This window comes from Neisseria sp. 27098_8_158 (assembly GCF_041433145.1).
In the GTDB taxonomy this organism is placed as follows: domain Bacteria; phylum Pseudomonadota; class Gammaproteobacteria; order Burkholderiales; family Neisseriaceae; genus Neisseria; species Neisseria subflava_E.
The window spans coordinates 123960-136402 of sequence record NZ_JAPWAZ010000004.1 but is presented as its reverse complement, the minus strand read 5'-3'; the positions used below and the strand labels follow the sequence as shown (position 1 = coordinate 136402).

Genomic DNA, 12443 nt, shown 5'->3' with positions numbered 1-12443 from the left:
TGCGGGAAGATGAAGGGGAAGGGCAGCTGTACGGACGGTGAGGAGATATTTAGGGGCAATGATGCGGAGTGTAAGCCTTTTATGGGGTGACAATAGAGTGGAAAGGAGATAAGAAAGTAAAAAGGACGTGCACAGGCACGTCCTTTGGGTAAGCTGATCTCAACCTCGAGTACTGCATTATTGTCTTAACCCGTTTTATTATTTTGACGAACTGAATATTTCAAATCCAGTACCTTATGCTGACACTGCAACCAGCCGGCGGAAGGTAATGCCCTGGTCAGAACTATTAGGAATTAACTGTAAATTGAGCGGGAAAGTTTAAAAGTAGAGAAAGCGGTAGTTTAAGTTATTGATGCAACATTATTCAGACGGCCCGAGCGGTCATGGGTAAGGATAATAAAAGATAAAGGCTGTAGACAAATTACACCAAGCAAAGATAGCATTGTCTGCAGGGTAAAAGGCTGGTTGATACAGCAAACATATATCTGTATCTATTTTGAAAGGCTATATTGAGAAACTGCACATCACTCCTTCAATATCGACGAGATAAGGTATGGCAGAAGGTTCGATCAAAGGCTACGGCAGCAAAACAGATGGCACCTAGAAAAACATCAGCTACAGACCTGCATTATCGCAAAGCCCTTTGCAACAACTCATCGACGGAAACGCAAATCAAACACAACCGAATATTTGTCGAAAAACCCGTTATGTGGTTGAACAAAGCTTTGTTACATTTCACCGTAAATCAGGCTGTGAACCTAATTTGCTTTAGGCAACATGGGTGTGCAACGCTATTCGAAAGCTATATGTTTGAATCGTTGAACCGGTTAACAGTTTACTTGCGCTTGTTTGTTCCTACAAGATGCGAGTATTGGGAAGATAAAAGGAAACTGTCAAATCCCTGTGTTTGAGTTTTGGCTGTTGGGGATGAGGGCTTTTTTGCAAAGGTATCAGGCTGTCTGAAAACTTGATAGAAGCAGCCGTCTGTTAAATATGCGATAATGCGGAAGATTTCATGGGTGTGGTAGAAACATGGTTGTGATTGTCCGACGGGGATGATGTCAGGCAACGATGGAATTGGTTTGCTTGAAACGCCCGCCTGTTGCGGGCTTTTTTATGGGAAGGAATGGTCATGCCTAATCCGCTTTATCGGCAACATATTATTTCAATTTCAGATTTGACGACGGAGCAGCTCGAATTGCTGCTTCAGACGGCCTTGAAGTTGAAAAAGCAGCCTCGCGAAGATTTGCTTGAAGGTAAATTGATTGGTTCGTGCTTTTTTGAACCCTCTACCCGTACGCGTTTGTCTTTTGAAACGGCGGTACAGCGTTTGGGTGGGAAAGTTATCGGTTTTTCCGATGGCGCGAATACCAGCGCGAAAAAGGGTGAAACGCTTGCAGATACTGCGAGGATTATTTCCAGCTATACGGATGCGATTATTCAGCGACACCCGAAAGACGGTGCGGCCCGTGTGGCGGCCGAGTTTTCGAGCGTGCCCGTGATTAATGCCGGCGATGGTACCAACCAACATCCAAGCCAGACGCTTTTGGATCTGGTAACGATTTATGAAACACAAGGTAGTTTGAGCAATTTGAAGATTGCGATGGCCGGTGATTTGAAATATGGCCGTACGGTACACTCATTGTGTCAAGCATTGAAGCGTTGGGGTTGTGAGTTTGCATTTGTTTCTCCTCCCAGCTTGGCGATGCCGGACTATATCACTGAAGAGCTGGAGGAGGCCAGTTGCCCTTATCAAGTCCTGTCCAGCTTGGAAGAAGCGGTCGAATGGGCGGATATTTTGTACATGACCCGCGTTCAGCGCGAACGTTTTGATGAGCAGGAATTTGCCAAAATTCAGGGTAAATTCAATCTTGATGCGCCGATGTTGGTAAACGCCAAACCCAATTTGCGCGTCTTGCATCCTTTACCGAGGGTAGATGAAATTCATCCGAATGTGGATAAAACACCTCATGCCTATTATTTTGAACAGGCAACCAACGGCGTGTATGCACGGATGGCGATTTTGTCTTTGGTATTGAACGAAGAAGTTTAAGGAGCGAAAGATGGAAAACTCAAAACTCAGCGTTGAAGCGATCGAACAAGGTACGGTGATTGACCATATTCCTGCTGGTAAAGGCTTGGCCATTTTAAGACAGTTTAAGCTGCTGCATTATGGCAGCGCGGTTACGGTTGGTTTTAATTTGCCCAGTAAAACGCAGGGAAGCAAAGACATTATCAAAATCAGCGGTGTGTGGTTGGATGCCAATGCGGCCAACCGTTTGGCTTTATTTGCCCCTGAAGCAGTGGTAAACAAAATCGATCGGTTTAAGGTGGTTGAGAAACAGCATTTGTCATTGCCGGACGAGATTTCGGAAGTATTCCGCTGCCCGAATACCAATTGTGCCAGTCATGGCGAGCCGGTCATCAGCCGCTTTTATGTCCGTTCACATAATGGACAGACACGTTTGAAATGCCATTATTGCGAAAAAACCTTCTCGCGTGATTCGGTTGCCGAAGCCTGATAAAAATCTCAGGCCGTCTGAAAACACGGCTATACGGTTTGAGTTGTCTGCTTGATACATTAGTTTCATAAAAAGCAAGATATTAAGCAAATTGCGTTAAAATTACGTTAAAATAATGCCTTCTGAGTTGATGACATCATTTGCTCAAAAGGCATTATTTTTTATAACACGACACGAAATGTAGGAAAACTTATGCACTCATCCATACAAAGCCGGTTTGCCCCAATTTTATACGTTTTGATTTTCTTTGCCGGATTTTTGGCAGCACAAGTTTGGTTCAATCAGCAAGCCTATTTGACCAATCTTCCCCTTTTGGTCACTGCCATTTCTGCCGTTGCATTGGTTTGGTTGATTTGGGCTGTCGTCTCTGCGCGATCCAAAGCAAAAAGCAAGATGTTGCACCGTGAGCAGCTGATTCAAAAAGAGAGCATTCATCCTGTTTTGCATGCGACGTTGCAACGTTCTGACGGTCAAACGGATTTATTGGTTTTGGTTGTCCGCAATAGCGGTAAGGGCTTGGCGAAGAATGTGCGTTTTGAGGCTGAGGCTTTGCCGGATCACTTGCCGAGCAAGCTGGTTGCCGATGCAGTTATGCGCTTGGAGATGTTTTCCGGCGGCGTGGATATGCTGGCATCGGGAGAATTGTATGGCGGCGTGTTTGCAAGCATGTTGGCGCTGGCTGCCGAATTGCCGGACCAAACATTCGGCGGAGTATTGAAACTGAAGGCCACTTATGAAAATGCCTTTGGCGATCAATGCACTTCAGAAAGCGTTTTGGATTTGAGCATATTGAATTTCAATTTGTCAGAAATTAAATCCAATGGCGAGCAAAAGCCCCGCAAGAAATTGTTGTATTGATATTCAAAATATGCAGGCCGTCTGAAACCGAAATACTTGTTTTCAGACGGCCTGTTGTTATTTTTCAAATGATTTTTGAAGAAAAAGAGGCGTATCGGGTATAATAATCAAAGAATTCGAAACGGATTGTCAGGCTCGGCAAGCCGTCTCATCATTGTCGTATTTCAAAACCTTACTGATATTTTTTCAATAATCTGTTGCTATGTATCGGAACTTTTTCTGATGTTGGCACTGGCGAAATATTCCTTTAGCCATTTACTCTCAGGAAGCTGCTTATGTTAGTGTGTAATCCTTATGAAGTTGTGATCCATGGTACGACCAGCAAAGGCAAGATTTTCCGACCAAGCGACTGGGCGGAGCGCCTGTGCGGTATTTTGTCCTCCTTTACTAAAGACAACCGCCTTTCCTATTCGAATTGGGTGCGCCCGATTTTGGTGGACAATGTCCGTTGTGTAGCGGTCGATAAAAAGTTGGAAGAAGACAATCCGCAAATGTTCCGTTTCTTGATGGACTTTGCAGCGGATAATGATTTGCGCGTGATTGACTGCAAAGCCTTGCTCAAAGAGCAAGAGAGCAAACAGCAGGGCGAAGTGCCGGTCGAGCGCGTTTTGTTGGCGCAGGCGATTGAAGAAAAACATGCCGCAGAGCGTGCCGAAGCGGCCAATGCGCAGTCTGAGCCTCAAGCTGCCGCGCCTGTGGTCGGCGTATTGCGTGAAATTCCGCCGGAAGAAACAGCGACTGCTTTTGCGGCCTTGAGTGTTCTGCGTTCATCGTTGACCGATATTCACCGTTTTGTTGAACAAATCAACGAGCATCAGCGCAAAACCGGCTACCGTCTGCTGGGTATTTTTGAAGAAGGCAAACAAAATGCCGTGGCCGTATGTGGTTTTCATACTGCACATAACTTGGCCAGCGGTTACCATATCCATATTGATGATCTCGTAACCATGCCGCAATGCCGCCAAAAAGGCTATGCTTCTCGCTTGTTGGAAGAAGTACGCAAAATCGGTGCGGAAACCGGGGCAACCAAAATCCATCTGAATGTCCATGTGAACCATGACCGTGCCGATGCCCATCGTCTCTACTTCAAAAACGGATTTGAAATCTGCGCTTACCATTTCCGTTGCGACCCGAAATAATTTTTGTGGAAAGAGGGAATACAATGTTGAAGATTTTGACTGCGGCTGTTTTGACACTGAGCTTGGTGGCCTGCGCATCAGGCAGCGGAGGCAGCTCGCAAATGTATGGTGAGATTAAGGCCGGTGTAGAAACCAGCCATCAACGTTGAGATATACAATGACAAGGCCGTCTGAAAATAGGTTTTCCTGTTTCAGACGGTCTTTTTGCAATTTGATTAGAGGGTCGTGGAGGTGTCGTCAGTGGCAACAGTCCGATGCAGGCGATACCAATTGTACAGGCGCAAGATGCACAAGAAGGCAATAATGGGCATGCAGGCTGCGGTAACCAGATAACGCGGGTTGCTGAAGTTTAAAACATTGTGCCCGGAAAGCAGCGACAAAGCGGCATGCAACCATTCCCACAAAGACGAAATGCTGAATGCCAAAACAGCCAACAGGCCGAGAGTTCGGAAAATGCCGATGGGCAGGATTTGTTGGCGTAATACAGCTCGGTTGAGTTGGAACAAGACAATCAAACCGAAGCCGATAATGCAGACCATGCCGCCGTTGGCGACGATTTGCAGGCTGTTGAAGGCAATGTCGGGCGTAACGGAAATTGTACCGGACTGGTTGGCTGCGGTTTGTTGTAAATTTAAGCCTTGCATGACATTAAGTACGAAACCGTAGATCAGGTCGGCCAAAACGATGCCGATGGGTAGCGGAGTCAAAAAACGTTTCATGGATCAGTTGAGTATTCTATTAGTATGAGTGAGGCCGTCTGAAAAATTAAACATGACGACGTGAGGGTATATTGTATCCGATAGGAAAGTAGGTTAATGCAAAAATAAATTTAGTTTAAGTCAGAAAATGATGTAATTTTACGCCAACATTATTGCATTAAGAGTACAATCTTCTTCATTATCAAACGTGAAATCAACAGGAAAGGACGTTTACATGAGCCAATTGCAACGTGATTTAACCCGTATCAGCCACAATACCAAAATTGTTGCCACACTGGGTCCGGGCAGCAACAATGTACAATTGTTGGAAGACATGATCCGTGTCGGCGGCCTTAATGTCGTCCGTTTCAATTTCAGCCACGGTACGCCGGAGTTTCATGAAGAAAATGCCCGTATCGTACGCGAAGCCGCGAAACGTGCGGGGCAGGAAATCGCCATTCTTGCCGACTTGCAAGGCCCGAAAATCCGTGTCGGCAAAATTGCAGGCGGCAGCATCGAGCTGAATAAGGGTGAAACCTTGATTTTGGATGCCGCACTTGAAGGCGAAGGCACACGCGAAGCGGTTGGCCTGGACTACCGCGATTTGCCGAATGACGTCGTTACCGGCGATGTTTTGTGGCTGGACGACGGCCTGTTGACTTTGACCGTTGAAGCGGTTGAAGGAAGTAAGATTATTACAAGGGTGGAAAACAGCCATGTGCTGAAAAGTAACAAAGGTATCAATAAACGCGGCGGCGGCCTGTCTGCCGGTGCGTTGACTGAAAAAGACTTTCGTGACCTGAAAACGGCAATTGCCATCGGTTGCGACTACTTGGCCATCAGCTTTGTGAAATCTGCCGAAGATTTGCACATCGCACGCGCCAAAGTCGAAGAAGAAATGAAAGGCAGCATTGCCGTACGCCCCGGTTTGGTTTCCAAAATCGAGCGCGTAGAAGCCATTGAAAATCTGGACGAAATCATCCTTGCCAGCGACGGTATTATGGTTGCCCGCGGCGACTTGGCAGTGGAAGTCGGTCATGCCGCCGTACCTGCCCTGCAAAAACGCATGATCCGCCGCGCCCGCGAGTTGCGCCGCTTCAGCATTACCGCAACTCAAATGATGGAATCGATGATTACCAACCCCGTACCGACCCGTGCCGAAGTAAGCGACGTGGCCAACGCGGTATTGGACGGTACCGATGCGGTGATGTGTTCCGCCGAAACCGCCGTCGGCGCGTATCCGTTTGAAACCGTCAGCCAAATGGCGATTATTTGTGCGGCTGCGGAAAAAGAACAAGATTCGCTCAACGGCGTTGCCGAACAGGTCGAGTATCCCGAAGCCGTCAGCACCAACTTGGCGATTGCCGGCGGTGCGGTCAGCGTGGCGCGAGCAGTTCACGCCAAAGCCATCGTTGCCCTGACTGAAAGCGGTTCGACCGCCTTCGAAGTCAGCCGCCACAACATCACCCTGCCGATTTTTGCCCTGACGCCGAGTGTTTCAGCACAACGCCGCATGGCGATGTACCGCGGCGTGCGTCCGTTGATTTTGGCAACCAGTACCGATCACGATACCGCGCTGAACGAAGTGGAAGCCATGCTGGTAGAACACAAAATCCTCCAAAGCGGCGACCAATACATCATCACCAGCGGTTCGCAAATGCGCGAATCCGGTTCGACCAATACGCTGGAAGTGTTGCAGGTTAAATAATTGCAGTGATCCGATGATTGGAAAAGCAGGCTGTTTCAGCCTGCTTTTTTGTGTAAAAAAAGAAAAGATTAGGCAAAAATAATGATGTAGTATAGAATTGAGTGCCTATACTAAATCAATAAAGGACGTTTCAGACGGCCTTTTTCTTTGTCCGCTACTTTTACGGTAAACCAAAATGATTCATTTCAATCTGAAAAAAACAGCATTTATTTTAAGCGCAGCACTGTTATCTACCGCTGTCCAAGCCTCCGGCTACCACTTCGGCACACAATCCGTTAACGCACAAGGCACGGCCAACGCCGCCGCCGCCGAAGCCGCCGATGCATCAACCATTTTCTACAACCCGGCCGGTTTGAGCAAAATCGACAGCAGCCAAATTTCCGTCAACGCCAATATCGTTTTCCCAAGCATTCATTATGAGGCAGAATCTGCAAAACACTTCCGCACGGGTGCCGATGTCAGTGGCTCGACCAGCGGCAAAATTACCGAAACCACTGTCGCTCCGCACATCTATGGCGCGTACAAAGCCAGCGACGATGTAACTTTGGGTTTGGGCGTGTACGTTCCCTTCGGCTCTGCAACCGAATATGAAAAAGATTCCGTATTGCGCCACAACATCAACAAACTGGGTTTGACCACCATCGCCATCGAGCCAGTAGTCGCATGGAAACTGAATGAGCAGCACGCCGTCGGTGCCGGTTTGATTGCCCAATATTCCAAAGCCGAATTGCGCAAATACTCCGACTGGGATGCTTCCGGCGCCATCAGCCAGTTGGCCAGCGGCTTGGCTTCCCGTCAAGCAGGGCGTCCAGTCGCTGTCGATGCGACCGGCAAAGCTGACGGTCATGCCGATGTAAAAGGCCACGATTGGGGCTTCGGCTATCAACTGGCGTGGATGTGGGACATCAACGACCGCGCACGCGTGGGTGTGAACTATCGTTCCAAAGTATCGCATACGCTGAAAGGCACTGCCGATTGGGAAGCTGACGGCGCATATGCAAAACGCGCTTGGGATTTGGGTGCAATGGCTGCACGCGGTTATGTGCCGAACGAAAAAGCCAGTGTCAAAATCGTTACGCCTGAGTCTTTGTCTGTTCATGGTATGTACCGCGCCACCGACAAAACCAATTTGTTCGGCGATGTGACTTGGACGCGCCACAGCCGCTTCAACAAAGCGGAGCTGGTGTTTGAAAACACCAAAAAAGTTGTCAACGGCCAATCTGACCGTACCGTCATCACGCCTAACTGGCGCAATACTTATAAAGTCGCATTCGGCGGCTCTTACCAAGTTACCGAACCATTGCAACTGCGTGCCGGTATCGCTTTCGACAAATCGCCGGTTAAAAGCGCCGAAGACCGCATGAACAGCCTGCCTGACGGCAACCGTATCTGGTTCTCCGTCGGTGCTAAATATCAACTGGGTAAAAACCATGTTATCGATGCGGCATACAGCCATATTCACATCAATGACACGGTTTACCGCACCGGCAAAGCCAGCGGCAACGACGTGGACAGCCGCGGTACATCCTCTGCCCGCTTCAAAAACAAAGCAGACATCTTGGGCTTGCAATACACTTACAAATTCAAATAATCGGATTTGAGTTGTGGATAAAAAGGCCGTCTGAAGATTTCAGACGGCCTTTTTGATTGGTAGGAATAGATGGAGCAATCCACAGGCAATAAATCGCGCGTTGGGCTTTCCATATTTCTGATTGGAATGGCAGAGCAGAAAGACGATAGAAAAGGGAGTAGCCGATTACCGGTTGGAGAAATGAGATATTGTTTGCGCTTTAAACAACGTGTTACCAATTTTATTTATGGGCAGTAATCAAAAGGCCGTCTGAAAAACAGGTTTTCAGACGGCCTTTATTTATCGAATCGCTGCTAAAAAAGCTCAATCAGCTGCGGACTTCCAGTTCGATTTCTCTTTCCTGTTCGTCTTCAGCCGGTTTATCCATGGTTTTTTCATCAGCCATATTGTCCAAATCGCGGCCGGGTTCGGAAGCGGTATCGCCGATGGAAACGCTGTTCAGGCTTTCCAAAATAATGGCGGAGGCCAGATGGTCGGATGTGCGGTATACCATTGCCAAACCGATTTCTTCTGCCGGAATGGAAACCAATTCAACCGTATCTTTGTCTTTCGGCTTGCGAATCAGGTTGTTGGACAGATTGACACGGACTTGGCGGCCGCGTTTGTAGAGGCTGACCACCGTGCCTTTGTCCAGGCCGTCGAGTTCGCCTTTATCCAAAGTAATGGTTTGGAACTGGCCGGCTTCGCCCACGCCGTCGAAGATGGAAACGACTTTGGCCTGAATTGGACGGGCAGGGGCGTGAGGCATCACATTGAAGCTGTCGAGGCCTTCGGGCAGTTTCAGCAGATAGTCGTCTTTGCGGATTTCGGAAACGGCTTCTTCGATAACCAAAGGTTGCGCGGACTGGGTGCGCAGCTTCATGGCTTTGTTGACTTGGGTGTAATACTCGTTGCTTTTGAGTTTTTCGTCAGAAGCGCGGGTACGGTGTTCCAATGCGGAGTCGGTGTAAGGCAGCGTGTTGGCGATGCCGCTGAACACGACTTCTTGACCGAGGAATTTGCCGGTTTCCGGATCGGTGATGTTTTTATTGACGCGGTAGGTCAGGTAGCGGCCGGGTTCGGTCAGGCCGTATGCGTACACGCGGTTGCCTTGGGTGTAGAGGACGCGGTTGTCGGGGCCGGCAATCAGGCGCGGCGCGTTGGCGGTTTCTTCTGGAGCGATAATCTGCGGATGTTTCATGAACATGCGGTAGAGATTGACGTTGACAGTCGGAATGCCGTAGCCGGAAGTTTCGCGTACGCGCGGATGCAGTTTGATCACGGGAATGCCGTCTGAACGGGTTTGGGCATGTTCAAAACCCAGTCGTGGCTGGCCGTTGACGTAGCGTAAAACCAACACCTGACCCGGATAGATCAGATGCGGATTGCGGATGGCGTTGCGATTGGCGCCCCAAAGGCGGTTCCATTGCCATGGGCTGTACAGATATTTACCGGAAATACCCCACAAGGTATCGCCGTTTTTAACGACGTAGCGTTGCGGCGCATTGGGGCGGATTTTTAAAGAAGCTGCCTGAGTGTGGGCAGAAATAGCCATGCCTGCTATGCAAAGCAGGGTTATAATACGTTGTTGCATAACCGTTCCCCTTGAAATCGATTCGGTTTGTCTTCAGATGATAAACAGAGAAGGCTGGAGTTTGCGAAACTGCCGCCCATTCATCAATACGATAACGAACGGCCTCCGTCGCGCTATCTTAACATTTTTCGGCGTTATTTTAGCATTGAATGTTGCTGTCATGACAGGAGATTGTGGCGGCGGAAACCAAATCTGTATGAAAATCACACATCAGCTTTATAAAACGAGAATATTATGGCTTTACTGAACATCCTCCAATACCCTGACGAGCGTTTGCATACGGTCGCCAAACCTGTTGAAAAAATCGACGAGCGCATCCAGACATTGGTTGCCGATATGTTTGAAACCATGTACGAAGCACGCGGTATCGGCTTGGCGGCCACCCAGGTCGACGTACACGAGCGCATCGTCGTGATGGATTTGACCGAAGACCGCAGCGAGCCGCGCGTGTTTATCAATCCCGTCATTGTCGAAAAAGACGGCGAGACGACTTACGAAGAAGGCTGCCTGTCCGTGCCGGGCATTTACGATACCGTGACTCGTGCCGAGCGCGTCAAAGTTGAAGCCTTGAACGAAAAAGGCGAGAAATTCACACTGGAAGCAGACGGCCTGCTGGCAATCTGCGTGCAGCACGAATTGGACCACCTGATGGGCATCGTGTTTGTCGAACACTTGTCGCAGCTGAAACAAGGCCGCATCAAAACCAAACTGAAAAAACGTCAGAAACACACCATCTGACCTGCGCATCGCTTAAAGGCCGTCTGAAAAGACAAAACAGAAGGCAGACTTCGGTTTTCAATCTTTCAGACGGCCTTTTCAGCTGAAACAGTTTGCCCAACGCGCCCATTCAAACCATTTCCACAAGGACACAACATGAAAGTCATCTTTGCCGGTACGCCCGATTTTGCCGCCGCCGCCTTGAAAGCCATCGCCGCCGCAGGTTTTGAAATTCCGCTGGTGTTGACCCAGCCCGACCGCCCCAAAGGCCGCGGCATGCAGTTGACCGCATCGCCGGTCAAACAGGCTGCCTTGGAATTGGGTTTGACTGTGGCGCAGCCGGAAAAGTTGCGTAATAACGCCGAAGCCCTGCAAATGCTCAAAGATACGGGCGCAGATGTGATGGTAGTGGCCGCGTATGGCTTGATTTTGCCGCAGGATGTGTTGGATACGCCCAAACACGGCTGCCTCAATATCCACGCATCGCTGTTGCCCCGTTGGCGCGGCGCAGCACCGATTCAACGTGCGATTGAAGCCGGCGACGCCGAAACTGGCGTGTGCATCATGCAGATGGACATCGGCTTGGACACTGGCGATGTGGTCAGCGAACATCGCTACGCCATTCAACCTACGGATACTGCCAACGAAGTGCATGATGCGCTGATGGGTTTGGGTGCGGAAGCGATTGTGGCCGACTTGCAGCGTTTGCAGGCGGAAGGCCGTCTGAACGCGGTCAAACAGCCTGAAGAAGGCGTTACCTACGCCCAAAAATTAAGCAAAGAAGAGGCGCGTATCGATTGGAATGAAAGCGCGGCTGTGATTGAGCGCAAAATCCGTGCTTTCAACCCTGTACCTGCCGCGTGGGTCGAGTATCAAGGCAAACCGCTGAAAATCTGGCGTGCCGAGGTAGTGTCCAAACAGGGTAAGGCTGGCGAAGTATTGTCCTGCACTTCAGACGGCCTGCTGGTGGCGTGCGGTGAAAATGCGCTGAACATTACCGAATTGCAGCCTTCCGGTAGCAAACGCATGAGCATACAGGCATTTGCGGCAGGCAGAACGATTGAAGTCGGAGCGGTTTTGTAACAGGCTGGAAATCAACGTAGAGGAAAGAAGACAATGGCTGTTTTTGAAGTGCTCGAGGGCGATATTACCCGATTGGCAGTCGATGCGATTGTCAATGCCGCCAATTCATCGCTGTTGGGCGGTGGCGGCGTAGACGGTGCGATACACCGCGCCGCGGGCAAAGAGCTGCTGGACGAGTGCCGCACTTTGGGCGGTTGCCGCACAGGCGAAGCCAAAATAACCAAAGGCTACCGTTTGCCTGCACGCTTTGTCATCCACACGGTCGGGCCGGTATGGTTTGGCGGACAACAAAATGAAGAGGCCAAATTGGCACAATCCTACGCCAATTCCTTGCTGCTTGCTCAGAAACACAATCTCCACAGCATCGCTTTTCCGTGCATCAGCACCGGTGTGTACCGTTTCCCGGCCGAAGCCGCCGCGCGTATCGCTTTGGAGAGTTTGAAACAAGCCCTGCCGCACTGTCCGGCAGTGGAAAAAATCATCTTTTGCTGTTTTTCCAAAGCAGATGTCGAATATTATCGGGCATTGCTGGCAGCCGAACAGGCCGTCTGAAA

12 protein-coding genes are annotated in these 12443 nt (G+C 49.4%); 10 read left to right on the top strand and 2 right to left on the bottom strand.

Translation table 11 applies throughout. From position 1 onward, the window contains the following. Positions 1-1132 precede the first annotated feature (1132 nt). The 5 genes from pyrB to O3681_RS10710 all read left to right on the top strand — a co-directional run bounded on the left by pyrB (position 1133) and on the right by O3681_RS10710 (position 4668). Positions 1133-2053 carry an aspartate carbamoyltransferase gene (pyrB, locus tag O3681_RS10730; RefSeq protein ID WP_128582164.1) on the top strand — a complete coding sequence of 307 codons (921 nt, stop codon included), beginning with the start codon at positions 1133-1135 and terminating at the stop codon, positions 2051-2053. Positions 2054-2063: 10 nt separating this feature from the next. Further along, on the top strand, positions 2064-2522 hold the full coding sequence (gene pyrI / locus O3681_RS10725; RefSeq protein ID WP_004520167.1) for an aspartate carbamoyltransferase regulatory subunit: 459 nt from the start codon (positions 2064-2066) through the stop codon (positions 2520-2522). Between the two features lie 192 nt (positions 2523-2714). Next, positions 2715-3380: a hypothetical protein gene (locus tag O3681_RS10720; RefSeq protein ID WP_070607466.1), complete on the top strand. Its 666-nt coding sequence runs from the start codon at positions 2715-2717 to the stop codon at positions 3378-3380. 275 nt (positions 3381-3655) lie between these two features. Then, positions 3656-4519, top strand: a complete 864-nt coding sequence (locus tag O3681_RS10715) for a GNAT family N-acetyltransferase (RefSeq protein ID WP_107867964.1) — start codon at positions 3656-3658, stop codon at positions 4517-4519. Between the two features lie 23 nt (positions 4520-4542). Beyond that, positions 4543-4668: a hypothetical protein gene (locus O3681_RS10710; RefSeq protein ID WP_371459927.1), complete on the top strand. Its 126-nt coding sequence runs from the start codon at positions 4543-4545 to the stop codon at positions 4666-4668. Between the two features lie 66 nt (positions 4669-4734). Here the strand turns inward: O3681_RS10710 and O3681_RS10705 are convergent, their stop codons facing one another. Next, complete coding sequence (locus O3681_RS10705) at positions 4735-5238, bottom strand: hypothetical protein (RefSeq protein WP_250581089.1); 504 nt, start codon at positions 5236-5238, stop codon at positions 4735-4737. 214 nt (positions 5239-5452) lie between these two features. Between O3681_RS10705 and pyk the strand changes: the two genes are divergently transcribed. Together pyk and O3681_RS10695 are read left to right on the top strand one after the other, a co-directional pair. Further along, positions 5453-6925, top strand: coding sequence for a pyruvate kinase (gene pyk / locus O3681_RS10700; protein ID WP_371459926.1), 1473 nt, complete (start codon positions 5453-5455; stop codon positions 6923-6925). Between the two features lie 175 nt (positions 6926-7100). Then, the gene (locus tag O3681_RS10695) at positions 7101-8516 is read left to right on the top strand and encodes an OmpP1/FadL family transporter (RefSeq protein ID WP_371459925.1); all 1416 of its coding nucleotides are present in this window, start codon (positions 7101-7103) and stop codon (positions 8514-8516) included. Between the two features lie 307 nt (positions 8517-8823). Here the strand turns inward: O3681_RS10695 and O3681_RS10690 are convergent, their stop codons facing one another. Then, positions 8824-10089, bottom strand: coding sequence for a LysM peptidoglycan-binding domain-containing protein (locus tag O3681_RS10690; protein WP_107724234.1), 1266 nt, complete (start codon positions 10087-10089; stop codon positions 8824-8826). Positions 10090-10323: 234 nt separating this feature from the next. Between O3681_RS10690 and def the strand changes: the two genes are divergently transcribed. The 3 genes from def to O3681_RS10675 all read left to right on the top strand — a co-directional run bounded on the left by def (position 10324) and on the right by O3681_RS10675 (position 12441). Further along, positions 10324-10827: a peptide deformylase gene (gene def / locus O3681_RS10685; RefSeq protein ID WP_003678675.1), complete on the top strand. Its 504-nt coding sequence runs from the start codon at positions 10324-10326 to the stop codon at positions 10825-10827. A gap of 135 nt (positions 10828-10962) precedes the next feature. Continuing rightward, complete coding sequence (gene fmt, locus O3681_RS10680) at positions 10963-11889, top strand: methionyl-tRNA formyltransferase (protein ID WP_308882268.1); 927 nt, start codon at positions 10963-10965, stop codon at positions 11887-11889. Positions 11890-11922: 33 nt separating this feature from the next. Beyond that, positions 11923-12441, top strand: coding sequence for an O-acetyl-ADP-ribose deacetylase (locus tag O3681_RS10675; protein ID WP_308882269.1), 519 nt, complete (start codon positions 11923-11925; stop codon positions 12439-12441). The last annotated feature ends 2 nt before the right edge of the window (positions 12442-12443 follow it).

Bases quoted from the DNA above. Each gene is read 5' to 3' on its own strand.
- pyk (WP_371459926.1), top strand. From the start codon at position 5,453: ATGAGCCAATTGCAACGTGATTTAACCCGTATCAGCCACAATACCAAA.
- O3681_RS10715 (WP_107867964.1), top strand. From the start codon at position 3,656: ATGTTAGTGTGTAATCCTTATGAAGTTGTGATCCATGGTACGACCAGC.
- O3681_RS10710 (WP_371459927.1), top strand. From the start codon at position 4,543: ATGTTGAAGATTTTGACTGCGGCTGTTTTGACACTGAGCTTGGTGGCC.
- O3681_RS10695 (WP_371459925.1), top strand. From the start codon at position 7,101: ATGATTCATTTCAATCTGAAAAAAACAGCATTTATTTTAAGCGCAGCA.
- def (WP_003678675.1), top strand. From the start codon at position 10,324: ATGGCTTTACTGAACATCCTCCAATACCCTGACGAGCGTTTGCATACG.
- fmt (WP_308882268.1), top strand. From the start codon at position 10,963: ATGAAAGTCATCTTTGCCGGTACGCCCGATTTTGCCGCCGCCGCCTTG.
- O3681_RS10720 (WP_070607466.1), top strand. From the start codon at position 2,715: ATGCACTCATCCATACAAAGCCGGTTTGCCCCAATTTTATACGTTTTG.
- pyrB (WP_128582164.1), top strand. From the start codon at position 1,133: ATGCCTAATCCGCTTTATCGGCAACATATTATTTCAATTTCAGATTTG.
- O3681_RS10705 (WP_250581089.1), bottom strand. From the start codon at position 5,238: ATGAAACGTTTTTTGACTCCGCTACCCATCGGCATCGTTTTGGCCGAC.
- pyrI (WP_004520167.1), top strand. From the start codon at position 2,064: ATGGAAAACTCAAAACTCAGCGTTGAAGCGATCGAACAAGGTACGGTG.
- O3681_RS10690 (WP_107724234.1), bottom strand. From the start codon at position 10,089: ATGCAACAACGTATTATAACCCTGCTTTGCATAGCAGGCATGGCTATT.
- O3681_RS10675 (WP_308882269.1), top strand. From the start codon at position 11,923: ATGGCTGTTTTTGAAGTGCTCGAGGGCGATATTACCCGATTGGCAGTC.